Genomic DNA, 21,868 nt, shown 5'->3' with positions numbered 1-21,868 from the left:
CACCACCGGGACGGCAGAAAAAGCCCGCCCCGCGCAAGAGGAGAACGGCGGATGCTTCGCCAAACGCTAGCTGCAGTCGTCGTGGTCACGCTGGGTCTTACCGGCGTGGCGACGGCCCAGGACAAGGTCGTCAACGTCTTCAACTGGTCGGACTATATCGATCCGACCGTTCTGGAAGACTTCACCAAGGAAACCGGCATCAAGGTCCGCTACGACGTCTTCGACAGCAACGAGGTGCTGGAGACGAAGCTGCTCGCAGGCAAGACCGGCTACGACGTGGTGGTGCCGTCGGGCTCCTTCCTGCAGCGGCAGATCAAGGCGGGCGTGTTCATCCCCCTCGACAAGTCCAAGCTTCCGAACCTGCAATATGCCTGGCCCGAGGTGACGCAGCGTCTCGCCGTCTATGATCCCGGCAACGCCCACGCCGTCAACTACATGTGGGGCACCACCGGCATCGGCTACAACGTGGACAAGGTGAAGGAGCGCCTTGGCGACATCCCGCTCAACACCTGGGACATCATCTTCAAGCCGGAAATCCTCTCCAAGCTGAAGGATTGCGGCGTCTACGTGCTCGACGGTCCGGAAGAGGTGATCCCGACCGCCATGAAGTATCTGGGGCTGGATCCCAACTCTAAGAATCCTGAGGACATCGCCAAGGCCGGCGAGCTGCTGATGACCATCCGGCCCTTCATCAAGAAGTTCGATTCCTCGGGCTACATCAACGCGCTGGCCCGCGGCGACATCTGCATCGCCCTCGGCTGGTCGGGTGACGTCTACCAGGCCAAGACCCGTGCCCAGGAAGCCGCCAAGAAGACCAAGAAGAAGCCGGTGAACGTGGACTACGTGCTGCCCAAGGAAGGCGCGCTCATGTGGTTCGACAATTTCGCCATCCCGAAGGATGCGAAGAACATCGACAATGCCCTCGCCTTCATCAACTACATGATGAAGCCCGAAGTGGCGGCCAAGAACTCGAACTTCATCTCCTACGCGAACGGCAACCTCGCGTCGCAGAAGTTCATCGACAAGGAGATCATGGACAATCCGTCCATCTATCCGACGAAGGAGGTCTTCGACCGCCTCTTCATCGTCACCACCAACGAACCGCCGGTGCAGCGGGTCATCACCAAGACCTGGAACACCTTCAAGCGCGGGAAGTGAGGCGCGGCCGGTTCATGCCGGTCTGAAACGGAAAGGGCCGCGGGAGATATCTCCCGCGGCCCTTTTTATTGGTCCGTCCTGTGTTTTCAGGCGGCCAGTGCCCGCTTCACCGCGTCGACGATGCGGTCCTGCGTCGCCTCGTCCAGATAGGCGTGCATGGGCAGCGAGATAACCTCCTCCGCCAGCGCCTCGCACACCGGCAGGATGGCGCCGGCGGAGGGGTAGTGGCGATAGGCCGGCTGCAGGTGCATGGGCAGGCGGTAGTAGACGGCGGTGGGCACGCCCTCGGCCTTCAGCTTCTCGGCGAGGCCGTCGCGCACGCCGGGGGAGAGCTTGATGGTGTATTGCGCCCACACCGACGTCGCCCGCGGATCGACCACCGGCACGCCGGCCACGTCCTTGAGCAGTTCATTGTAGCGCCGGGCCACCTTCTCCCGCGCCGCGATCTCGTCCTCGAAGATGGCGAGCTTTTCGAGCAGAACCGCCGCCTGGATGGTGTCGAGGCGCGCCGTCATGCCGATGCGCACGTTCTGGTATTTGTCCACGCCCTGGCCGTGCTCGCGCAGGCTCTTGAGGATGGTCACCAGTTCCTCGTTGTCGGTGAGGATGGCGCCGCCGTCGCCATAGGCGCCCAGCGGCTTGGCGGGGAAGAAGGAGGTGGCGGTGGCATCGCCGATGGAGCCGGTGCGCCGGTTGTTCCAGGTGCCGCCGAAGCCCTGCGCCGTGTCGCACAGCACCTTGAGGCCGTACTTCTCGGCGATCGGCAGGATGGCGTCATAGTCCGCCGGCTGGCCGAACAGATCCACCGGAATCACCACCCGCGGGTCGAGGCCCTGCTCGATGGCCACCTGGATCGCCTGCTCCAGGCTCTCCGGGTCCATGTTGAAGGTGTCTTCCTTCACGTCCACGAATACCGGGGTGGCGCCCACCCACGGCACCACCTCGGCGGTGGCGCAGAAGGTGAAGGCCGGGCAGAACACGGCGTCGCCCGCCTTCACACCCCAGGCCATCAGCAGCAAAGCCAGCGCATCCGTGCCGCTGGAGCAGGAGACGGCATATTTCGCGCCGGCGAACGCGGCGAGCTTCTGCTCGAACTCGGTCACTTCCGGGCCGTTGATGAAGCGGCAGGAGGCGAGCACCGCCTGCACCGCATCATCCACACGGCGGCCGATGCGGGCGCGCTGGGCGGCAAGGTCGATGAAGGCGATGGGGGCGCTGGCGCCCGACGCGGGAGAGGTCATCTCAGGTCCGTTCAGAAGGCCCGGAAGCCCGGGCGTTTCGCAGGCGCGCACCGGCCCGCCGGCGAAACGCCGGCGCGGCACGCGTTCAGCGGCAGGCTCAGCCCACCGCGCGGCGCTTGGTGGAGGAGGCGCGCGCCGAGGCGGCGGCGCCGGGCAGGCAGGCCATGGCGATCTCCAGGCTCGCCACACCCTCTTCGCCGGTCACTTCCGGCGGACGGCCGGTGCGCACGGAGGAGAGGAAATTCTCCAGTTCCGCGCGCAGCGGCTCGGCATAGGCCACCGGCAGATGCCGGGTGGAATAGGAGCCGTCGGGGCGATAGTCGAAATGCTCGGTCACCTGACGGGTGAGCAGATCGCCGATCACGTATTTCTTGGAGGTGGCGACGTGGACCGTGCGCGCCTTGAAGGGCGTCAGCCAGTTGGTGTTGATGTGCGCCAGCGCCCCGGTGGCGGTGCGGAACTGCAGCAGGGCGATGTCCTCGCGCTCGGCGATGGCGGCGCGGGTCTGCGGCTGCACTTCCAGGATGTCCGAGCCGGTGAACCAGCGGATCAGGTCGATGTCGTGCACCGCGAGGTCGATCACCACGCCCACATTCGACATGCGCGGCGGGAAGGGGCCGACGCGAGTGATGGCGATGGACAGCAGGTTCTCGTCGCGGATGGCGTCCTTGATGGCGCGCACCGCCGGGTTGAACCGTTCCACATGGCCGATCATGAGGGTGACGCCCTTCTCGCGGGCGGCGGCCACGATCTCGCGGCCTTCCTCGGTGGTGGAGGCGACGGGCTTTTCCACCAGCACCGAGCAGCCGGCGGCGATCACGTCGAGGGCGATGGGGTGGTGTAGATGGGTGGGCGCTGCCACCACCACGGCGTCAAGGCCGAGGGCGAGGAGCTCGCGGTGGTCGCCCACCGCCTTGCAGCCGAGAAAATTGGCGACCCGCTGGGCCTGCGCCTGATCGGGATCCGCAACCGCAACCAGTTCCGCGCCTGGGAGCTCAGCCAGCACGCGGGCGTGATTCGATCCCATGATGCCGATGCCCGTGACGCCGATGCGTACCGGACGGTTCGAGGCGCGCTCCTGATCGGGCGCTGCCGGATGAGCCATTTCAGCCCTCTTCTGCCGTTCAACGATTGCGCGCTCTAGCACGATCATAGTTAAGAAGGCGAGGCAGTGGGTCAAATCCGGCCCCTGGCCCCGTTCAAGAATTGCATCCCCGTGTTACCGCGCGCTCGGGTGCGGGGGATGGCCGCATCCTATTTCCTCCGGCGATGGGCCGGCCTATCACCCGCCGGGACCAGACTGAGGGAGGAGGGGACAGGGGCATGCGCAAGATCGTCGCCGGCAAGCTGCACGGACTGACCGTGACCGGGGCCGACCTCAATTATCACGGCTCCATCACGCTCGATCCCGAGCATTGCGAAGAGGCCGGCATCCTGCCGCTGGAGTTCGTGGAGATCTGGAACCGCAATTCCGGCGCCCGCATCTCCACCTACGTCATCCTGGGTGAGCGCGGTTCGCGCTGCTGTGTCCTCAATGGCGCGGCGGCACGCACCTGCCAGCCGGGCGACGAGGTCATCATCTGCAATTCGGTCTATGTGCCGGAAGGGGAGATCGTGGCGCTGCGGCCGAAGGTGCTGACCTTCGACAAGGAGAACCGCATCACCGGCCGGCTCACCTACGAGGTCTCCCGCGACAGCGCGGGCGCCTACCGATTCGCGGTGCGCGACGAAAGCGGCTCGGAGAAGAAGGTGCCGCTGCGGACGGATGTCTGAATGGACCGCCCAAAGCAAAAGGCCCCCGGCGATGCCGGGGGCCCAATGCAAGGGGGTGCTTCGGATCAGAACTTGTAGTTCACGCCGAGACGGGCGGTCTGGATGTTGCTGCCGACGGACAGCTGATCGCCGTTGATGTAGTTGGTCTTGCTGTTGTCGAAGCCGAGATAGAGATACTCGGCCTTGATCGTCCAGTTGTTGGTGAGGGCGTACTCGACACCGGCGCCGGCGGTCCAGCCCCACTTCAGGTTGCTGTCCGAGAGGCCGTAGGGGTCGGTGTACTTGGTGTTGGCATAGGCCACGCCGCCGGTGATGTACGGCAGGAAGCGGTCCATGGCATAGCCGAGGCGGGCGCGGATGGTGCCGAAGTAGTCGACCTTCTGGTCGATCACGCCGCCGCCGAGCGGGCCGCCGAGCAGAACGCCGCTGGTGTTGATGTCGGCCCAGTTGAAGTCCGTCTCAACGCCGAGCACGACGTTGTTGGCGAACTGGTAATTGTAGCCCATCTGCAGACCGCCGGTGAAGCCGTTGGACGTGCCGGGGCTGTAGCTATAGGTGGGCGAAGCGAAGGGGGTGTAGTCGTAGGTGTTGTCAGCCCAGCCCCAGCCCACGTTGCCGCCGATGTAGAAGCCGGTCCAGGAGAAGACCTGCACGGGGATCGGGGCGGCCTTCACCGGATAGCGGGTGGCCAGGTCGGCCGCGGAGGCGGTGCCGGCGAGGAGAACCAGGGCGGTGGCGCCCAGAAGTGCACGCTTCAACATGAGTATCTACCTTTGTGGTTTCGCCGGCCCCTCCCGGAGGAGGTCGCCGTCGGGTGGTTCTTTCTTACAGCTCCTGCCCGGTGCCGTCTGTAGCGATCCGGCCACACCCGAAAAATCAAACCGGGCAGAGATGTGGCCTTTTCCTAACTTTTCTTAATTCCCGTGACACAATGGCGCGTAAACGCGGCATATTTGGGATTGTTCCCATGTTTAGCCGCATTTCTTTTCCTTGCGTTACGTCCCCCGCTAGAATCGATAATTCACGCCCGCGCGAAGAATATTGGCATCCAAGCCAGTATTTACCGGACCAACCGCAGTTGCGAACGTGGCGCTACCCAAGTCTACATAAAGATATTCCAGCTTCGCAGACCAGTTTCGGTCAAATCCTACCTCCGCGCCGAGGCCCAAAGTCCATCCGGTCTGGGTGGAGGAGGAGGTGAGGCTGAAGAAGTTCGCGCTGCCCTGACCATAGGCGAAGCCGCCAGTGCCGTAGACCAGCACGCGGTCGAACGAATAGCCGAGGCGGGCGCGGACGGTGCCGAGATTGTTGAGGCTGTAGGCTCCGGCCGACATGCCGGAGAAGGCGAAATCGGTCTCGACGCCGAGCACGAACGGGCTGCCGAATTGAAAATTGTAGCCGGCCTGGAAGCCGCCGAGGAAACCTCCCGGGCTGCTGAAGGACGAGGAGCCCCAGCCATAGCCGGCATTGGCGCCCAGATAGAAGCCCGTCCATGTGAAGGCTGCCACCGGCTGCACGTAGGGCGCCGGATAGCCGAGGTCGGCCGCTCCGGCCGGCGTGGCGAGAGCAAAGCCCGCCAGTGCAGCGGCGGATGCAAGCAGACGGATACGCATGGATCATCCTCCGAGAGGGGCCGGCCGGTTGGCATCCGGCCTTCCGCGCACCCTCGCAGGTGAAACTTGCCTAATTCTCTGCGGTTGCTGTCGATCGCGCTCATGGTTGATGACGTAGTAACTATCTATGACTTTGCGCTGAATGTGGATTTTTGGCCTTGTGCGGGGCTGGCGCGCGGACCGGCCAAAGAATCGAATGCCGCTATGGTTGACGCCCGGTGAAAGCAGGCGGCCGGCTCCGCCGTTCCCTCCGGGCACCGGGCGCATTACATACGCATCCATGACCCGCCGCCGCCCCGCCGCCCCACCCGAGATTGCCCTTGCCCGCGCCGATGGTGGCGCGCCGAGCGAAGCCTTGCCGCCGGGAGCGGGTGAGGGAACGGCGGAAGAGACGGAAGAGGCCGTCCTTCTCGAGCTCGAGCCCGCGGACGAGACGCTGCCGGGAGAGGAAAGCCTCGCCACGGGCCGCGCCGCCATCATCCGCGCGGTGAAGCACGCGCCCAACGGGCCGGGCGTCTACCGCATGATCGCGGCGGACGGCACCGTGCTCTACGTTGGCAAGGCCAAGAGCATCAAGAAGCGCGTGCTCAGCTACACGCGCCCCGTCGGCCACACCAACCGCATCGCCCGCATGATCGCCGGGACGGCGCAGATGGAGTTCGTCTCCACCCGCACCGAGCCCGAAGCGCTGCTGCTGGAAGCCAACCTCATCAAGCAGCTGAAGCCGCGCTTCAACGTGCTGCTGAGGGACGACAAGTCCTTCCCCTACATCCTCATCACCGCCGATCACGTCTCGCCGCAGATCGCCAAGCACCGCGGCGCGCGCAACCGTCCGGGGGATTATTACGGCCCGTTCGCCAGCGTTTGGGCGGTGGACCGTACAATCAACGCCCTGGAGCGCGCCTTCCTGCTGCGCTCCTGCTCCGACAGCTATTACGAGAATCGCACGCGCCCGTGCCTTCTCTTCCAGATCAAGCGCTGCGCCGGCCCCTGCACGGGCGAGGTGAGCCATCAGGACTATGCCGAGCTGGTGCGCGAGGCCCGCGCCTTCCTCTCCGGCCGCTCCCGCGCCATCAAGGAGGAACTGGCCAAGGAGATGGAGCAGGCGGCCGAGGAACTGGAGTTCGAGCGCGCCGCGCGCCTGCGGGATCGCCTTGCCGCGCTCTCCGCGGTGCAGGGGTCGCAGGGGATCAATCCGCGCGGGGTGGAGGAGGCGGACGTGTTCGCCTGCCACCAGCAGGGCGGGGCCACCTGCGTGGAGGTGTTCTTCTTCCGCACCGGTCAGAACTGGGGCAACCGCGCCTATTATCCCCGCGCCGACCGCTCGCTGACCGAAGCCGAGGTGCTCGGCGCCTTCCTCGCCCAGTTCTACGAGGATAAGCCCTGTCCGCGCCTTCTCCTGCTGTCCCACAAGGTGGAGGAGCAGGAGCTTCTGGCCGAGGCCTTGTCCGAGAAGGCCGGCTATCGGGTCGAGATCGCCGTGCCCCAGCGCGGTGAGAAGCGCGACCTCGTCGACCACGCCTTGCAGAACGCGCGCGAGGCGCTGGCGCGCACGCTCGCCGAAAGCGCGACGCAGGCGAAGCTGCTGGAGGGCGTCGCCGCCACCTTCGGCCTCAAGGCACCGCCCCAGCGCATCGAGGTCTACGACAACTCCCACATCATGGGCACCAACGCGGTGGGCGGCATGATCGTCGCGGGGCCGGAGGGGTTCCGGAAGTCGCAATACCGCAAGTTCAACATCAAGTCGGCCGATCTCGTGCCGGGCGACGACTTCGGCATGATGCGCGAGGTGCTGACGCGCCGTTTCGCGCGGCTGCTGAAGGAGGCGCCGCGGGAGAATGCTCCGAGTGCTTCCGAGGCCGTGCCCCCATCACCCCCGCCCTCTCCCGGAAGGGAAGAGGGAGCACCGGCTGTGCTGGGCGGGGACACCGAAGACCATCGGGCACCGATCGAGGCCGCCGCAGGGACCGAAGCGTCGCCGGAGCCTCCGCTCGCCTTGGGGGGTGAGGTGAGAGGTGACGACCCCTCCACCGCACCACCGGCCGAGCCCGAGACGGAAGACGAGCCCGATGTACTGCCCGATGCCACCGGCGCCTCGCCATGGCCCGATCTCGTGCTGATCGACGGCGGCCTCGGCCAGCTCAATGCCGCGCGGAAGGTTCTGGAGGAGCTTGGCATCACCGACGTGCCGCTGGTGGGCATCGCCAAGGGGCTCGACCGCGAGGCGGGGCGCGAGCAGTTCTTCCTGCCCGGCCGCACGCCGTTCCGCATGGAGCCGCGCGATCCGGTGCTCTATTATATCCAGCGGCTGCGCGACGAGGCGCACCGCTTTGCCATCGGCTCGCACCGGGCGCGGCGCAAGAAGGACATCACGGAAGCCGGGCTTCAGGCCATTCCGGGGGTGGGGCCGACCCGCAAGCGCGCCTTGCTGCGCCACTTCGGCACGCTCAAGGCCATCGAGCGCGCGTCACTCGCCGATCTGGAGCAGGTGGCGGGCATCAATGCTGGTACGGCCAAGGCGGTGTATGATTATTTCCACGAGCGGCCTTCATCATGAGGAGCCTTCAAGGCTTTCGCCGGCCGCCCGCCCGGCCTAAATAGGAACGATGACCTGCGCGATGCGTCCCATCGCGGCCGTGCTTTATCAAGTGGTGCTCATGTCCGACGCAGCGACACGATCCGATGCCCCGCCCGCGACCGAGCGGCCTTCCCGCGGGCATGCCCTGTCGCTGCCGAACATCCTTACCTATTCGCGCTGCGTGGCGGTGCCGCTGGTGGCCGCGAGCCTGTTCTGGTCGGACATCCTCGCCGGCGGGGTGTGGCTGCGCTGGGTGGCTCTGTTCATCTATGTGGCGGCGGCGATCACCGACTTCTTCGACGGCTACCTTGCCCGCGCCTGGTCCCAGCAATCGGCCATCGGGCGGATGCTCGATCCCATCGCCGACAAGCTGCTCGTCTCCACCTGCCTGCTGATGCTCGCCTCCGATGGCACCATCCGCGGCTGGTCGCTCTGGGCGGCCATCGTCATCCTGTGTCGGGAAATCCTCGTTTCCGGCCTGCGCGAGTTCCTGGCCGAACTTCGGGTGTCCGTCCCGGTCTCCCGCCTCGCCAAGTGGAAGACGACGCTGCAACTCGTCGCCGTGGGCGTGCTCATCACCGGCACGGCGGGCGAGGCGGTGCTGCCGGGGGTGAACCTCGTCGGCCTGACCCTGCTGTGGATCTCGGCCGTGCTCACGCTCTACACCGGCTATGACTATTTCCGCGCCGGCGCCCGCCATCTGGTGGAGGACGAGCGGTGAAGGTGCTCTATTTCGCGTGGCTGCGCGAGCGTGTGGGGCTCGCCGAGGAGGAGGTTACGCCTCCCGCCGAGGTCGTAACCGTCGCCGACCTCGCCCGCTGGCTGGCCGCGCAGGACGAGGCCCATGCCTACGCCTTCGACAATCCCGCCGTGGTGCGCGCCGCCATCGACCGCCGCCACGTGAAGCCGGATTCCGCCATCGCCGGCGCACGGGAAGTGGCCTTCTTTCCGCCCATGACGGGGGGCTGACGCCCATGTTCGCCGTCCGCATCCAGCGTGAGCCGTTCGATGCCGTGGCGGAAAGCGCCGCGCTCGCCGCCGGGCGCACGGATGTGGGCGCCATCGTGACCTTCACCGGCCTCTGCCGCGCCGATGCCGGCCCGGACGGCGCGGGTCTCGCCGCGCTGACGCTGGAGCATTATCCCGGCATGGCGGAAGAGGAGATCGAGCGCCACGTCGAGGAAGCCCGCCGCCGCTGGCCGCTCACCGGCGCCATCGTGGTGCACCGGCACGGGCGGCTGGAGCCGGGCGATCCCATCGTCTTCGTCGCCACCGCCTCGTACCACCGTGCCGCCGCCTTCGCCGCCGCCGAATTCCTGATGGACTGGCTGAAGACCAGCGCCCCCTTCTGGAAGAAGGAAGAGCCGCTCGATGTCGCCCGCTCCGGGGGCTGGGTCGAGGCCAAGGCCAGCGACGACGCGGCCGCGGACCGCTGGCGGGAATAGGCCCCGCCGCCGCTCCCGTGCCCCATCTGCACTGCGACACTTGCGCCGCAGCATGGGCCGCGGCTATGAAAAACGGACGCTCGCTTTTCAAGAACCGGCAAACGGTCCCAGGGCAGGTGAGAGAAACGCTACCGGGAAGAATTTCATGGATTTCCGTGTCTCGCTGGACGGGCGCTCCGCGTTGGTGACGGGGGCGTCCGGGGGTCTTGGTGCGTATTTCGCGGGCCGGCTGGCGGCCTCGGGTGCCAAGGTCGCGCTTGCGGCGCGCCGGGCCGAGGCCTGCGCCGTCCTCGCCGACGAGATCAACGCCTCCGGCGGCACCGCCATTGCCGTCGCCCTCGACGTGACCGATCCGGCATCCGCCGCCGCGGCGGTTGCCGCGACCGTCGAGGCTTTCGGCGGGCTCGACATCCTCGTGAACAATGCCGGCGTCACCGGCACCACGCCGCTGATGGACGAGACGGCCGAGGATTTCGGCCGCATCATCGACACCAATTTGAAGGGCTCCTTCCTTGTCGCCCAGGCCGCGGCGCGGGCCATGGCCGAGGCCAAAAAGGGCGGCTCCATCATCAATGTCGCCTCCATCCTCGGGCTGCGGGTCGCCGGGCAGGTGGCCGCCTATGCCGCATCCAAGGCGGCGCTGGTGCAGCTGACGAAGTCCATGGCGCTGGAATGGGCGCGGCACTCCATCCGCGCCAACGCCCTGTGTCCGGGCTATGTGGAGACCGATCTCAACCGCGACTTCTTCGCCACGGAAGCGGGGCAGGCGCTGGTGCGGCGCATTCCCACCCGGCGGCTCGGCGCCCTTGCCGATCTGGAGGGGCCGCTCCTGTTCCTGAGTTCCGATGCGTCCGCCTATGTGACAGGCACGACGCTGGCGGTGGACGGCGGTCACCTCGTATCGTCGCTTTGAGCCAATCCCATGGAGGCGATTGCGCGGCGGACCCGCTTTCGCTTCGCCCCATGTCCCAATAAGTTCATCTCGGTGCCAGCGCCCCAGGGAGCGCCCAGGAGGAAGTGATGCGACACAAGGTGTATCCGGACGCGAAGAGTGCCCTGGAGGGCATCGTTTCGGACGGCATGACGATCATGGCGGGCGGCTTCGGCCTGTGCGGCATCGCCGAGAACCTGATCGCGGCGATCCGCGATCTCGGCCCGAAGCACCTCACCGTGGTGTCCAACAATTGCGGCGTGGACGATTTCGGCCTCGGCATCCTGCTCGCCAACGGCCAGATCAAAAAGATGATCTCGTCCTACGTGGGTGAGAACAAGCTGTTCGAGCAGCTCTACCTCGCCGGCGACCTCGAGCTGGAATTCAACCCGCAGGGCACGCTGGCCGAGCGCATCCGCGCCGGCGGCGCCGGCATCGCCGGCTTCTACACCAAGACCGGCTACGGCACGATCATCGCCGAGGGCAAGCCGACCCGCGAGTTCAACGGCCAGCATTACGTGCTGGAGACCGGCCTCGTCGCCGACCTCTCCATCATCAAGGCGTGGAAGGCCGACAAGGAAGGCAACCTCGTCTACCGGAAGACCGCGCGGAACTTCAATCCGATGATGGCCACCGCCGGCAAGATCACGGTGGTCGAGGTGGAGGAGCTGGTGGAGGTCGGCGAGCTCGATCCCGAGAACATCCACACCCCCGGCATCTATGTGGACCGCATCGTGGTCGAGGTCGGCGCCGAGAAGCGCATCGAGAAGGTGACCACCCGCAAGCGTGAAGAGGTGAAGTGATGGCCTGGACCCGTGAGCAGATGGCGGCCCGCGCCGCCCAGCAGATCCGCGACGGCTTCTACGTGAACCTCGGCATCGGCATCCCCACCCTCGTCGCCAACGCCCTGCCGCCCGGCATGACCGTGAGCTTCCAGAGCGAGAACGGCATGCTCGGCATCGGCCCCTTCCCCTATGAGGGCGAGGAGGATCCCGACCTCATCAACGCCGGCAAGCAGACCGTGACCGAGGTGCCCGACACCTCCTATTTCTCCAGCGCCGATTCGTTCGCCATGATCCGCGGCGGGCACATGGACCTGTCCATCCTCGGCTCCATGCAGGTGTCCGAGGAAGGCGACATCGCCAACTGGATGGTCCCCGGCAAAATGGTGAAGGGCATGGGCGGCGCCATGGACCTCGTGGCCGGCGCCAAGGAAGTCATCGTGCTCATGGAGCATGTGGAGAAGTCCGGCGCGCCCAAGCTGGTCACGCGCTGCACGCTGCCCCTCACCGGCACGCACGTGACCGACTTCGTGATCACCGACCTCGCCGTGTTCGAGTTCACCAAGCGCGGCGGCACGCTGGTGCTGAAGGAACTCGCGCCGGGCGTGACCCTCGACGAGATCAAGGCCAAGACCGAGGCGAAGTTCGAGGTCGGGCTCGCCTGATCGCGCTTCGCAAGGACGGTTCGGAAAGGCGCCCTTCACGGGCGCCTTTTTCGTTCAGGGTGTCTCGTTTTTCGCGTTTCCTTCACGCGAACCGGTACCCACTTGGCTCGGAAACGCTTCAGGCGGCGGCCTTCGTCCGGCGAAGGTCCGGCAACGCGAGGCTGACACCGGCGGCGTCGAGGATGTCGCGCCATTGCGACCCGCGCAGCACGCCGTATTCCACCTCCCGCTGATGGGTGAGGGGATCGCGGGCGACGAGCGGGTCATCCACCCGGCCGGGATGCACCATCACCAGCCCGCCATCCGGCACGCCGGCGAGGAAATGGCCAAGCAGCGTCGCAAAATCATGGTCGCCGGAGAAATCGTAGGCGCCGCCGAAGCCGCGGTTGGTCACAAGCCCCGCGCGCGCCGCATCGCGGGCGAAGCCGGTGGAGAAGGCGCCGATCAGGCGGCCCTTGATGTCGAGGCCGTTGAGCGCTCCGCGCGCCGGGGTCACATCCCGCAGAAACGCACGGGGGGCGTGGCGTGCCGTGGCGGCGATGACCGCCGTGCGGACCACCGGCAGCACATGCACGTGCTGGTGCCCGTCCACATGGTCGGGCGGCCGGCCGAAGGCGTCCTGGAAGGCGGCGAACTGCGCCTCCACCTCCGCCTCCACCGCCTTGGCATCGAGCCGGCGCGCGAGGGCCGAGAGCAGAAGCCGGGGCAAGGCGGGGAGGGCGCCTGACGGTTCGGCCATGCCCGCCGTCAGTGGCGCGAAGGCACCGGTGAGGGTGACATGCAGGCCGATGCTGGCGCCGGTGTCGGCCGCGGCATCGTCCAGAGCCCGCGCGGCGGGGCCAAGACCGTCGAACACGGTCATCACCGAGGTGGCATTGATGCGCCGGTCGGCGATCAGCGCCGCGATGGCCTCGGATACGCCGGGGGAAATGGCGTAGTCGTCGGCGCAGAGGATGACGCGCTTCACTGGTCGCCCCGCGAGGCGAGAACCGCCGGATGGGAGATCACCTGCGCCTGTCCGTGCGCCGGCACGTCCAGCTCCGCCTGGGGCGCGCGGTTGAAGACGTGGTCGGCCACGTAATAGACAGGCCGCGCCTTGATCTCGGACAGGATGCGCGCGATGTACTCGCCCATCAGCCCCATCACCAGCAATTGCGTGCCGCCGATCACCATCAGGCCCACGACGATGGACGGATAGCCGGGCAGGGGGATGCCCCACACGAGGCGTTCCACGACGATCCAGCTGCCATAGAACAAGGCGAGGCCCGCGAGCGCCGCGCCGAACAGGGCGGCAAGCCGCAGCGGGGCCGGCGAGAAGGAGGTGAGCGCCTCCATGGACAGGCCGAGCAGCCGCAGGAAGTTGAACGACGTGGAGCCATGGGCCCGGGGCGCCGGGCGATAGGGCACGGCCACCTGCCGGAAGCCGATCCAGCTCGTCAGGCCCTTGAAGAAGCGGTTGCGCTCCGGCATCCGCCGCAGGGCCGCCGCAGCGCGCGGGGAGAGGATGCGGAAATCGGCGGCATCCTCGGGAATACGGGCCGTGGCCCCGAAATTCAGCAGCTTGTAGAAGGTGTGCACGAAGATGCGCCGGCTCGTCGCCTCGTCGGAGCGATCGGCCTTCACCGCATAGGCGACGTCCCAGCCCTCGTCCTTCCACAGGCCGATGAAGATCGGGATCATCTCGGGCGGGTGCTGGCCGTCGCCGTCCATGAACATCACCGCATCGCCGCGGGCATGGTCGTGGCCGGCCATGAGGGCGGCCTCCTTGCCGTAGTTCCGGCTGAGAGCCACCACCTGCACGTCCGCCCGATCCGCCGGGAGGGAGGCCGCGACCGCCGCCGAGCCGTCGCGGCTGCCGTCGTCCACATAGACGATCTCCACCCGCATCCCGCGCCGCTCCGCCTCGGCCGAGGCGATGGCCGTGACGCGGTCGTGGAAGCCGGGAAGGCCGGCGGCTTCGTTGTACAGCGGTATGACGATGCTTAAGTCAGGTGTCATGATACTACCGTCGATCCCGCGCCGGGGATGGAGACCGCATCTAGCCGGGGCTGCGGACAATTGCGCAAAATTTTTTCGATCCACGTGGAACCCGGCGGCGGAACCGGCGTTCTCAGGTCAGCGCGATCATCCCCCCCAAGTGATCGTGCCATTGGCGCGGCCGCCTTCCCCCAGGGCGGCCGCGTCGTCATTTCCAGGGGATGTTTGGCTGATCCGGTCATTTCCCGCCGCATGCGTGCGACCCCGAAGACCGGAGCCGATTGCTCCACATCAAGACCCGAGACTTTGGGCGAGTTTAGGGTAAGGTCGCGTCGTTCAAACGGCCGAACGGGGGCCTTCCCACATGATTCGCGACATTCTGGTCAATCTCGCCCAAGGGGTCGAGACGGACGTCGCCTGCGACTACGCGGCGAGCCTTGCCGCCAGCTTCGGTGCCCATCTCACGGGGCTGTCGGTGGCGTATGAGATCGACGTTCCGCCCTTCTACATGGGCGCCCTGCCGACCGACTTCATCGATGCCCAGGTGCTGGAGAACCAGGCCGCCGCCGAAAAGGCGGCCGCGCGCTTCTCCGCCGCTGCCGCGGCGGCGGGCCTGTCGCACGAGGTGCGCAGCCTCTCCGCCTCGCTCGGCGTCGCGGCCAACAGCTTCGCCGAACTGGCGCGGCTCTATGATCTCACGGTCGTCGCCCAGCCGGATCCCGACAAGCCCGGTCCGGAAGAGGTGATCTCCGAGACGGTGCTGATGGAGTCCGGCCGCGCCGTCCTCATCGTGCCTTACGTCCAGACCAAGCCCTTCACCGCCGAGCGCGTCGTGGTGGCCTGGGACGGCAGCCGTCCGGCCGCGCGTGCGCTGGCCGAGGCGCTGCCTCTGCTGCACCGGACCAAGGTGGTGGAGATCTTCCGGGTCGTCACCCATGCCGATGATGAAGATACGGCCGGGACCGAAGTGGCGCGCCATCTCTCGCGCCACGGCCTGTCCGCCACTGTGCGCAAGCTGCCGGTCGCCTCGGGCGAGTCGGTGGCCTCGGCCATCCTCAACGAGGTTTCGGACCAGGGTGCCGACCTCGTGGTGATGGGCGGCTACAACCATTCGCGCCTCCGCGAGATGATCGTCGGCGGCGTGACGCGGGAAATCCTCAACACCATGACCGTGCCGGTGCTGATGGCCCACTGAGGGCGCTCCAGTTTGGACGGTCCCGAAACAAAAATGCCCCGGCCGAAGCCGGGGCATTTTCGTTTCCAATGGTGCAGAGGAGGCGAGGCTTCAGTCCTCGTCGTCCTCGGCCTCGTTCTTCTTCGAACCGCCGAGCTTGGCGAACACGGTCTCGAGATCGAGGCTCTCGCGGCCCTTCGGCGCTTCGTCCTCGTGTTCGTCGTGACCGGTGGTGACATCCGCCGGCAGCAGGGTGGCGCCGCGGTCTTCCTGGCCGACGACGGCCGGACGGTCCTTGGCGGCGCGCTGGACTTCCAAATCGAGGTCGATCTGGCTGCACAGGCCGAGCGTCACCGGGTCCATGGGCGAGAGCTGGGGCGAGTTCCAGTGGGACCGGTCACGGATGGACTGGATCGTCGCCTTGGTGGTGCCGACCAGGCGGATGATCTGCGCGTCCTTCAGCTCCGCATGGTTGCGCAGCAGCCAGAGGATGGCGTTGGGTCGGTCATGGCGGCGCGACACCGGGGTGTAGCGCGGGCCGCGGCGCTTCTTCTGCTCGGGCAGGCGCACCTTGGGGTCGAGCAGGCGCAGCCGGCGGTTGTGGTCCTTCTCCGCGAGGGTGATTTCGTCGCGGGACAGCTGGCCGGTCGAGATGGGGTCGAGCCCCTTGATCCCCTGCGCCACCTCGCCGTCGGCGATGCCCTTCACCTCAAGCGGGTGCAGCTTGCAGAAGTCGCCGATCTGCTCGAAGGAGAGCGCCGTATTGTCCACGAGCCAGACGGCGGTGGCCTTGGGCATCAAAGGTACGTTCGACATGACGGCCTCTTGGGCTTGTTGGTCTATCGGGCCCGTCGGGGTGGGACGTGCCGGTCATGAAAGAATGCGTCGGGCATATGCGTCTTCGCCTGGCCACCCCACCTTTCGGGGCGGACCGCGGAATGCATCGCATGTGTCCGGGATGGCGCCAACATAAGCGGGCCGGTCACAAGTTGCAATTCCCGCAATGCTGTCGGCTCGGAAATCGCCGCCGAAGCTTGACACCGGCCCAAGGAGGTCGCCAATTCGCGCCATGTCCGACACCCCGATCGTGCCCGACCGTGCCGCGCCCGCCGAAAAGCCCGCGCTGAAAGTCCTGCTCGCGGCGCCGCGCGGCTTCTGCGCCGGCGTCGTGCGCGCCATCGATGCCGTGGAGCAGGCGCTCAAGCTCTACGGTGCGCCGGTCTATGTGCGGCACGAGATCGTGCACAACAAATATGTCGTGGAAGACCTGAAGCGGAAGGGCGCCATCTTCGTCGAGGAGCTGGACGAGGTGCCGGATACCACCGCACCGGTCATCTTCTCCGCCCATGGCGTGCCGAAGTCGGTGCCGGAGGCGGCCGCCGGCCGCAACCTCTTCGCCATCGACGCCACCTGCCCGTTGGTCACCAAGGTGCACCGCGAGGCGCAGGTGCACTTCAAGCGCGGCCGCCACATCCTCCTCATCGGCCACAAGGGCCATCCCGAGGTTGTGGGCACCATCGGCCAGCTGCCGGATGGCGCCTTCACCCTGATCGAGACGGCCGATGAGGCCGAGCGGGTGACGCCGCCGGACGCTGAAAACCTCGCCTATGTGACGCAGACCACCCTGTCGCTGGACGACACGGCGGAGTTGGTGGCCATCCTGCGCCGGCGCTTCCCCAAGCTCGCCGAGCCGCACAAGGAAGACATCTGCTACGCCACCACCAACCGGCAGGAGGCCGTAAAGGTCATCGCGCCGAAGGTGGACGCGCTGATCGTGGTGGGTGCGCCCAATTCCTCCAATTCCCAGCGCCTGCGCGAGGCGGCAGAACGGGCGGGCTGCCCCCGTGCCGCCTTGGTTCAGCGGGCGGCGGACATTGACTGGTCGGTGTTCTCGGGCCTGTCCAGCCTCGGCGTCACCGCCGGCGCCTCGGCCCCGGAAGTGCTGGTGGAGGAGATCATCGACGCCTTCGCCGCGCGCTACGACGTGCGCGTGGAGACCGTGACCTCCACGGAGGAAGACGTCTTTTTCCCCTTGCCGCGCGTGCTGCGGCCGGATGCGGCGGCGGAGTAGAGCGTGGCGGTCTATACGGATGTGGCGCCGGTTGAGCTGGAGGCTTTCCTCTCGGGCTACGACATCGGCTCCCTCACTTCCTTCCACGGCATCGCCGAGGGCGTGGAGAATTCCAACTTCCTGGTCCAGACCACGACGGGAAGCTACATCCTCACGCTCTACGAGAAGCGGGTGCGGCGCGAGGACCTGCCGTTCTTCGTCGGCCTCATGCAGCACCTCGCCGCGCGCGGCCTGTCCTGCCCCGAGCCGGTGGCGGCGCGGTCCGGCGCGATCCTCGCGGAAGTTGCGGGGCGGCCGGCGGCGATGGTCACGTTCCTGCCGGGCGTCTCGGTGCGCCGGCCAACGGCCCACCATTGCGCGGAGCTTGGGCGGGGCCTTGCCCAGTTGCATCTCGCCGGAGCGGATTTTCCGCTGAAGCGGGCCAATGCGCTCTCCGTCGCCGGCTGGCGGCCGCTGTTCGAGGCGGCCGGCGCCGCGGCGGACACGGTGGCTCCGGGCCTCTCCGGAGCGGTCGCGGCCGAGCTAGCCGTGCTGGAGGCGAACTGGCCGCAGGACCTACCCTCGGGCGTGATCCATGCCGATCTCTTCCCGGACAACGCCTTCTTCCTCGACGACCAGCTCTCGGGGATCATCGACTTCTATTTCGCCTGCACCGACTTCCTCGCCTACGACGTGGCCATCTGCCTGAACGCCTGGTGCTTCGAGGCGGATGGCGCCTACAACGTCACCAAGGGAAGGGCGCTGCTCGCCGGCTATGAGGCCGTGCGGCCCCTGTCGGAGGATGAGAAGGCGGCCCTGCCGCGCCTCGCCCGCGGTGCGGCGCTACGCTTCCTGCTGACTCGCCTCGTGGACTGGCTGAACGTGCCGGAGGGGGCGCTGGTGCGGCCCAAGGACCCGCTGGAATATCTCAAAAAGCTGCGCTTCCACCAGGCGGTGGAGCGGGCGCAGGATTACGGTCTCGCTGCATGAAGTCCGTGGAGATTTTCACCGACGGGGCCTGCTCCGGCAATCCCGGCCCCGGCGGTTGGGGCGCGCTGCTGCGCTTCGGCGCCCACGAGAAGCCGCTCTGCGGCGGCGAGGTGCTGACCACCAACAACCGCATGGAGCTGATGGGCGCCATTTCGGCCCTTGAGGCCCTCAAGGAGCCGTGCGCGGTCGATCTGCACACGGACAGCGAATATCTGAAGAACGGCGTCACCAAGTGGATGCACGGCTGGAAGCGCAACGGCTGGCGCACCGCCGACAAGAAGCCGGTGAAGAACCAGGACCTGTGGGAGCGCCTCGACGAGGCGCTCAAGCGCCACGAGATTCGCTGGCACTGGGTGAAGGGCCACGCCGGCCACGCCGAAAACGAGCGCGCCGACGAACTCGCCCGCGAAGGCATGGCCCCGTTTAAGCTGAAGGCCCGCCTCGGCGGGTGAGGCTTTCCTTGCCGCGCGCGGGCCATTAGGGTCCGGCCACCCTTTCGCCAGACCGCCGGCCGCCCGCACCCCATGTTCCGAAATATCCTTTCCGTCGGCGGCCTGACGCTGCTCTCCCGTCTCGCCGGCTTCATCCGCGACGTGGTGATGGCGGCCGTGCTTGGTGCCGGCCCGGTGGCTGACGCCTTCCTCATCGCTTTCCGGCTGCCGAACCATTTCCGCGCCATCTTCGCCGAGGGTGCGTTCAACGCCGCCTTCGTGCCCACCTATGCCCGGCTCAGGGAGCAGGACGGCGTGCCCGTGGCGCGCGGGTTCGCCGACGAAATCCTCACCGCCATGACGCTGGTGCATGCCGTGCTGCTGGCGCTAGCGCTGGGCTTCACGCCGCAATTCGTCTCGCTGCTGGCCCCGGGCCTCGCGGAGGATGGCGCGCGCTTCAACCTCGCGGTGACGCTCACCCGCATCACCTTCCCCTATCTGGCGCTCATCTCCATCGCGACGCTGGTGACGGGCGCGCTCAATGCCTCCGACCGCTTCGCCGTGGCCGCCGCCGCCCCCATCCTGCTCAATGTTTGCATGGTCAGCACCCTGCTCTGCGCCGCTTTGTTCCCGACGGCCGGCCATGCGGCGGCCTGGGGCGTGCTGATTTCGGGCGTGGCGCAGTTGTTCGTCGTGGGCGTGGATGCGGAGCGGCACGGCCTCGGGCTGCGCTTCGCCCGGCCGAAGCTTGATCCGGGCACGCGGCAGTTCCTCAAGGCGCTGGGGCCGGCCATCATCGGTTCGGCCGGGGTGCAGATCGCCCTCTTCGCCGACACCATCATCGCCACCTTCCTGCCGGTGGGCGCGCTCTCCGCGCTCTATTATGCGGACCGGATCAACCAGCTGCCCATCGGCGTGGTCGGCATCGCGGTCGGCACCGTGCTGCTGCCGGAAATGTCGCGGCGCCTCGCGGCGAAGGACGATGCCGGGGCGGCCCACGCCCAGGCGCGCTCCATCGAGCTGGCGGCGCTTCTCGCCATTCCGTTCGTCGCCGCCGCGCTTCTCGTGCCGGACCTGACCATGCGGGCGCTGTTCGCCCGCGGCGCCTTCACGGCGGCAGATGCGGCGGATGCGGCGGCAACCCTGCGCGCCTACGGCGTCGGCCTTCTCGCCTTCGTGGTGGTGCGCGCCTTCATCGCCCCGTTCAACGCCCGCGGCGACACCAAGACGCCGATGATCGCCTCCTTGTCCGCGGTCACGCTCAACGTGGCGCTCAAGTTCGCGCTCATGGGCAGCTTCGCCCAGGTGGGCCTCGCCTTCGCCACGGCGGTGGGCGGCTGGATCAATGTGGGTCTGCTCGTGCTGTTCGCCGTACGCCGGGGCTATCCGGTGGGCGATGCGGCCCTCGGCGGGCATCTGGTACGGCTCGTGGGGCTGCTGGTGGTGGTGGGCGCCGCGCTCGTCGGGGCGCAGGCCGCGGCATCGGCGATCCTGCCCGGGGGGATGGGCGCGCGCGACGAGCTGATGCTGGCGCTGGTGGTGCTGGGGGGAGGCGCCGCCTATCTCGCCGGACTATGGCTGCTGCTTGGCCGGGGCTTTATCGCCGGTGTGATCGGACGGCGGGCGCCTCCGCCGCTACCGCCCGCGGCCTGAGGCCTCGGAAGCCTTCCAAATTTGACATTCCGCAAATCTGCTATTTTGCATCGCACCCGCGCTGTGCTATCGATCCGCCGATTTTCCGGTCTCGGCTCATCGGTTGCGGGAGGTGCCGAACCTTCTCCGAAAAAGATCATGCGCGGACACCCGTCCGTCGAGGAGCCGGATGCCCATGTCGCCTGCCCCGCGTCTTTCCGTTGCCAGCCATTTCGCTTCCGCCGCTGCGGCCGTTCCGGTGCTCGCACTCGCGCTGGCGCTTGCCGGCTGCGGCCAGCCCACTGCGCAGCAGCAGGGTGCCCCCCCGCCGCCCCAGGTGACGGTGGCGACCCCGACCTCCGCGAACGTCACCGACACCGACGAATATGTCGGCCGCTTCGTCGCCATCGACGAAGTGAACGTGCGTGCCCGCGTCTCCGGCTATCTGGACAAGATCGATTTCGTCGACGGCCAGTTGGTGAAGGAGGGCGACGTGCTCTTCACCATCGACCAGCGCCCGTTCAAGATCGCGGTGGATCAGGCCCAGGCCAATCTCGCCCAGGCCAAAGCCAATCTCGACTTCACCAAGGCGGACCTTGAGCGCGCCCGTACGCTGCTGGAGGACAAGACCTCCAACGCCATCTCCAAGCAGGCCTTCGATCAGCGCACCCAGGCCGAGCGCACCGCCGCCGCCATCGTGCAGTCGCAAGAAGCGCAGGTCCGCTCCGCCCAGCTCGACCTCGGCTTCACCGAGGTGAAGGCGCCGGTGTCCGGGCAGATCGGCGACCGTCGGGTGTCGGTCGGCAACTACGTCACCGGCGGCACGGGCGGCACGCCCACGCTTCTGGCCGTGATCGTCTCCACCGACCCGATCCGCTTCGAATTCACCATCGACGAGGCCTCGCTGCTGCGCCTCACCCGCCGCAAGGGCGGCACCGACTTCAAGGGTGACCCGGTCGCGCTGAAGCTCATCGATGACAAGGACTTCGTCCACAAGGGCAAGCTCGACTTCCTCAACAACGTGGTCGACCGGGAGACCGGCACCATCCGCGGGCGTGCCATCTTCGACAACAAGACCGGCCTGTTCCGCCCGGGCATGTTCGCCCGCATCCGGCTCCAGTCCTCCGACCCCTATCAGGCGCTGGTGGTGCCGGATGTGGCCATCGGCACCGAGCAGGTGAAGAAGTTCGTCTACGTGGTCGGCCCCGACAACAAGGTCAGCCAGAAGTTCGTGACCCTCGGCCCGCTGCAGGGTGACATGCGGGTGATCCGTGAGGGCCTTGGCCCCGACGACAAGGTGGTGGTGAACGGCCTGATGCGCGTGCGGCCCGGCGTGACCGTGACGCCGCAGGTCGCCGGCGCCGCGCCGGCCGCGGGGGCGCCGGGCGCGCCTGCCGGTTCCTCCTCCGCCGCCTCCAAGTGAGGAGG

Annotated in this window: 22 protein-coding genes; 15 read left to right on the top strand and 7 right to left on the bottom strand. The window is 67.4% G+C overall.

What is annotated here, in order from left to right:
• Positions 1 to 51: 51 nt before the first annotated feature.
• The gene (locus tag D7006_RS20965; RefSeq protein ID WP_237354426.1) at positions 52 to 1,158 is read left to right on the top strand and encodes a polyamine ABC transporter substrate-binding protein; all 1,107 of its coding nucleotides are present in this window, start codon (positions 52 to 54) and stop codon (positions 1,156 to 1,158) included.
• An 86-nt stretch (positions 1,159 to 1,244) separates the two neighbouring features.
• Here the strand turns inward: D7006_RS20965 and D7006_RS20960 are convergent, their stop codons facing one another.
• On the bottom strand, positions 1,245 to 2,399 hold the full coding sequence (locus tag D7006_RS20960; RefSeq protein ID WP_237354425.1) for a DegT/DnrJ/EryC1/StrS aminotransferase family protein: 1,155 nt from the start codon (positions 2,397 to 2,399) through the stop codon (positions 1,245 to 1,247).
• Positions 2,400 to 2,496: 97 nt separating this feature from the next.
• The gene (locus D7006_RS20955) at positions 2,497 to 3,504 is read right to left on the bottom strand and encodes a Gfo/Idh/MocA family protein (RefSeq protein WP_237354424.1); all 1,008 of its coding nucleotides are present in this window, start codon (positions 3,502 to 3,504) and stop codon (positions 2,497 to 2,499) included.
• Positions 3,505 to 3,722: 218 nt separating this feature from the next.
• Between D7006_RS20955 and panD the strand changes: the two genes are divergently transcribed.
• A complete protein-coding gene (panD, locus tag D7006_RS20950) occupies positions 3,723 to 4,172 on the top strand; it encodes an aspartate 1-decarboxylase (RefSeq protein WP_169121647.1) in 450 nt (149 codons plus the stop codon).
• 65 nt (positions 4,173 to 4,237) lie between these two features.
• On the opposite strand, the gene D7006_RS20945 is transcribed toward panD, so the two are convergent.
• Together D7006_RS20945 and D7006_RS20940 are read right to left on the bottom strand one after the other, a co-directional pair.
• Positions 4,238 to 4,933 carry an outer membrane protein gene (locus tag D7006_RS20945; RefSeq protein ID WP_229646336.1) on the bottom strand — a complete coding sequence of 232 codons (696 nt, stop codon included), beginning with the start codon at positions 4,931 to 4,933 and terminating at the stop codon, positions 4,238 to 4,240.
• 246 nt (positions 4,934 to 5,179) lie between these two features.
• Positions 5,180 to 5,785 carry an outer membrane protein gene (locus D7006_RS20940; RefSeq protein ID WP_169121645.1) on the bottom strand — a complete coding sequence of 202 codons (606 nt, stop codon included), beginning with the start codon at positions 5,783 to 5,785 and terminating at the stop codon, positions 5,180 to 5,182.
• 280 nt (positions 5,786 to 6,065) lie between these two features.
• Here D7006_RS20940 and uvrC point away from each other — a divergent pair, with 280 nt between their 5' ends.
• The 7 genes from uvrC to D7006_RS20905 all read left to right on the top strand — a co-directional run bounded on the left by uvrC (position 6,066) and on the right by D7006_RS20905 (position 12,186).
• The gene (gene uvrC / locus D7006_RS20935; protein WP_237354423.1) at positions 6,066 to 8,342 is read left to right on the top strand and encodes an excinuclease ABC subunit UvrC; all 2,277 of its coding nucleotides are present in this window, start codon (positions 6,066 to 6,068) and stop codon (positions 8,340 to 8,342) included.
• A 100-nt stretch (positions 8,343 to 8,442) separates the two neighbouring features.
• Positions 8,443 to 9,084, top strand: coding sequence for a CDP-diacylglycerol--glycerol-3-phosphate 3-phosphatidyltransferase (gene pgsA, locus D7006_RS20930; RefSeq protein ID WP_210257646.1), 642 nt, complete (start codon positions 8,443 to 8,445; stop codon positions 9,082 to 9,084).
• Positions 9,081 to 9,332 (top strand): molybdopterin converting factor subunit 1, encoded by a 252-nt coding sequence (moaD, locus tag D7006_RS20925; RefSeq protein WP_237354422.1) that lies wholly within the window; start codon positions 9,081 to 9,083, stop codon positions 9,330 to 9,332. Before pgsA ends, moaD begins: the two co-directional genes overlap by 4 nt.
• 5 nt (positions 9,333 to 9,337) lie before the next feature.
• Complete coding sequence (locus D7006_RS20920) at positions 9,338 to 9,808, top strand: molybdenum cofactor biosynthesis protein MoaE (RefSeq protein ID WP_237354421.1); 471 nt, start codon at positions 9,338 to 9,340, stop codon at positions 9,806 to 9,808.
• A gap of 145 nt (positions 9,809 to 9,953) precedes the next feature.
• Positions 9,954 to 10,721, top strand: a complete 768-nt coding sequence (locus tag D7006_RS20915; RefSeq protein WP_237354420.1) for a glucose 1-dehydrogenase — start codon at positions 9,954 to 9,956, stop codon at positions 10,719 to 10,721.
• A 107-nt stretch (positions 10,722 to 10,828) separates the two neighbouring features.
• The gene (locus D7006_RS20910; RefSeq protein ID WP_024277290.1) at positions 10,829 to 11,542 is read left to right on the top strand and encodes a CoA transferase subunit A; all 714 of its coding nucleotides are present in this window, start codon (positions 10,829 to 10,831) and stop codon (positions 11,540 to 11,542) included.
• Positions 11,542 to 12,186 carry a CoA transferase subunit B gene (locus tag D7006_RS20905; protein WP_229646343.1) on the top strand — a complete coding sequence of 215 codons (645 nt, stop codon included), beginning with the start codon at positions 11,542 to 11,544 and terminating at the stop codon, positions 12,184 to 12,186. The genes D7006_RS20910 and D7006_RS20905 overlap by 1 nt, the downstream gene beginning before the upstream one ends.
• Positions 12,187 to 12,304: 118 nt before the next feature.
• On the opposite strand, the gene D7006_RS20900 is transcribed toward D7006_RS20905, so the two are convergent.
• Positions 12,305 to 13,153 (bottom strand): ChbG/HpnK family deacetylase, encoded by an 849-nt coding sequence (locus tag D7006_RS20900; protein WP_237354419.1) that lies wholly within the window; start codon positions 13,151 to 13,153, stop codon positions 12,305 to 12,307.
• On the bottom strand, positions 13,150 to 14,184 hold the full coding sequence (locus D7006_RS20895; protein ID WP_237354418.1) for a glycosyltransferase family 2 protein: 1,035 nt from the start codon (positions 14,182 to 14,184) through the stop codon (positions 13,150 to 13,152). Before D7006_RS20895 ends, D7006_RS20900 begins: the two co-directional genes overlap by 4 nt.
• Before the next feature lie 343 nt (positions 14,185 to 14,527).
• On the opposite strand from D7006_RS20895, the gene D7006_RS20890 reads away from it, so the two are divergent.
• The gene (locus tag D7006_RS20890; protein WP_229646346.1) at positions 14,528 to 15,358 is read left to right on the top strand and encodes a universal stress protein; all 831 of its coding nucleotides are present in this window, start codon (positions 14,528 to 14,530) and stop codon (positions 15,356 to 15,358) included.
• 90 nt (positions 15,359 to 15,448) lie between these two features.
• Here the strand turns inward: D7006_RS20890 and D7006_RS20885 are convergent, their stop codons facing one another.
• Complete coding sequence (locus tag D7006_RS20885) at positions 15,449 to 16,153, bottom strand: DUF1013 domain-containing protein (protein WP_237354417.1); 705 nt, start codon at positions 16,151 to 16,153, stop codon at positions 15,449 to 15,451.
• 253 nt (positions 16,154 to 16,406) lie between these two features.
• Between D7006_RS20885 and ispH the strand changes: the two genes are divergently transcribed.
• The 5 genes from ispH (at position 16,407) to D7006_RS20860 (ending at position 21,863) form a co-directional block, all read left to right on the top strand.
• Complete coding sequence (gene ispH / locus D7006_RS20880) at positions 16,407 to 17,408, top strand: 4-hydroxy-3-methylbut-2-enyl diphosphate reductase (RefSeq protein WP_237354416.1); 1,002 nt, start codon at positions 16,407 to 16,409, stop codon at positions 17,406 to 17,408.
• A gap of 3 nt (positions 17,409 to 17,411) precedes the next feature.
• Entirely contained in the window at positions 17,412 to 18,377 is a 966-nt protein-coding gene (gene thrB / locus D7006_RS20875; protein ID WP_237354415.1) for a homoserine kinase, read from the top strand.
• Positions 18,374 to 18,829: a ribonuclease HI gene (gene rnhA / locus D7006_RS20870; RefSeq protein WP_229646349.1), complete on the top strand. Its 456-nt coding sequence runs from the start codon at positions 18,374 to 18,376 to the stop codon at positions 18,827 to 18,829. The genes thrB and rnhA overlap by 4 nt, the downstream gene beginning before the upstream one ends.
• Before the next feature lie 72 nt (positions 18,830 to 18,901).
• Positions 18,902 to 20,461 (top strand): murein biosynthesis integral membrane protein MurJ, encoded by a 1,560-nt coding sequence (gene murJ, locus D7006_RS20865; protein ID WP_237354414.1) that lies wholly within the window; start codon positions 18,902 to 18,904, stop codon positions 20,459 to 20,461.
• A gap of 175 nt (positions 20,462 to 20,636) precedes the next feature.
• Complete coding sequence (locus D7006_RS20860; protein ID WP_237354413.1) at positions 20,637 to 21,863, top strand: efflux RND transporter periplasmic adaptor subunit; 1,227 nt, start codon at positions 20,637 to 20,639, stop codon at positions 21,861 to 21,863.
• Positions 21,864 to 21,868: the final 5 nt, after the last annotated feature.

Source organism: Xanthobacter sp. YC-JY1 (genome assembly GCF_021730305.1).
Lineage (GTDB): Bacteria > Pseudomonadota > Alphaproteobacteria > Rhizobiales > Xanthobacteraceae > Xanthobacter > Xanthobacter flavus.
The sequence above is the reverse complement of the archived record's forward strand: the minus strand, read 5'-3'. Positions and strand labels throughout refer to the sequence as shown.

Coding starts and splice junctions, on each gene's coding strand:
- D7006_RS20955 (WP_237354424.1), bottom strand. CDS start 3,504: ATGGCTCATCCGGCAGCGCCCGATCAGGAGCGCGCCTCGAACCGTCCG.
- D7006_RS20910 (WP_024277290.1), top strand. CDS start 10,829: ATGCGACACAAGGTGTATCCGGACGCGAAGAGTGCCCTGGAGGGCATC.
- D7006_RS20860 (WP_237354413.1), top strand. CDS start 20,637: ATGTCGCCTGCCCCGCGTCTTTCCGTTGCCAGCCATTTCGCTTCCGCC.
- uvrC (WP_237354423.1), top strand. CDS start 6,066: ATGACCCGCCGCCGCCCCGCCGCCCCACCCGAGATTGCCCTTGCCCGC.
- pgsA (WP_210257646.1), top strand. CDS start 8,443: ATGTCCGACGCAGCGACACGATCCGATGCCCCGCCCGCGACCGAGCGG.
- D7006_RS20905 (WP_229646343.1), top strand. CDS start 11,542: ATGGCCTGGACCCGTGAGCAGATGGCGGCCCGCGCCGCCCAGCAGATC.
- D7006_RS20940 (WP_169121645.1), bottom strand. CDS start 5,785: ATGCGTATCCGTCTGCTTGCATCCGCCGCTGCACTGGCGGGCTTTGCT.
- D7006_RS20960 (WP_237354425.1), bottom strand. CDS start 2,399: ATGACCTCTCCCGCGTCGGGCGCCAGCGCCCCCATCGCCTTCATCGAC.
- D7006_RS20965 (WP_237354426.1), top strand. CDS start 52: ATGCTTCGCCAAACGCTAGCTGCAGTCGTCGTGGTCACGCTGGGTCTT.
- D7006_RS20920 (WP_237354421.1), top strand. CDS start 9,338: ATGTTCGCCGTCCGCATCCAGCGTGAGCCGTTCGATGCCGTGGCGGAA.
- D7006_RS20890 (WP_229646346.1), top strand. CDS start 14,528: ATGATTCGCGACATTCTGGTCAATCTCGCCCAAGGGGTCGAGACGGAC.
- D7006_RS20895 (WP_237354418.1), bottom strand. CDS start 14,184: ATGACACCTGACTTAAGCATCGTCATACCGCTGTACAACGAAGCCGCC.
- D7006_RS20915 (WP_237354420.1), top strand. CDS start 9,954: ATGGATTTCCGTGTCTCGCTGGACGGGCGCTCCGCGTTGGTGACGGGG.
- D7006_RS20885 (WP_237354417.1), bottom strand. CDS start 16,153: ATGTCGAACGTACCTTTGATGCCCAAGGCCACCGCCGTCTGGCTCGTG.
- rnhA (WP_229646349.1), top strand. CDS start 18,374: ATGAAGTCCGTGGAGATTTTCACCGACGGGGCCTGCTCCGGCAATCCC.
- ispH (WP_237354416.1), top strand. CDS start 16,407: ATGTCCGACACCCCGATCGTGCCCGACCGTGCCGCGCCCGCCGAAAAG.
- murJ (WP_237354414.1), top strand. CDS start 18,902: ATGTTCCGAAATATCCTTTCCGTCGGCGGCCTGACGCTGCTCTCCCGT.
- panD (WP_169121647.1), top strand. CDS start 3,723: ATGCGCAAGATCGTCGCCGGCAAGCTGCACGGACTGACCGTGACCGGG.
- D7006_RS20945 (WP_229646336.1), bottom strand. CDS start 4,933: ATGTTGAAGCGTGCACTTCTGGGCGCCACCGCCCTGGTTCTCCTCGCC.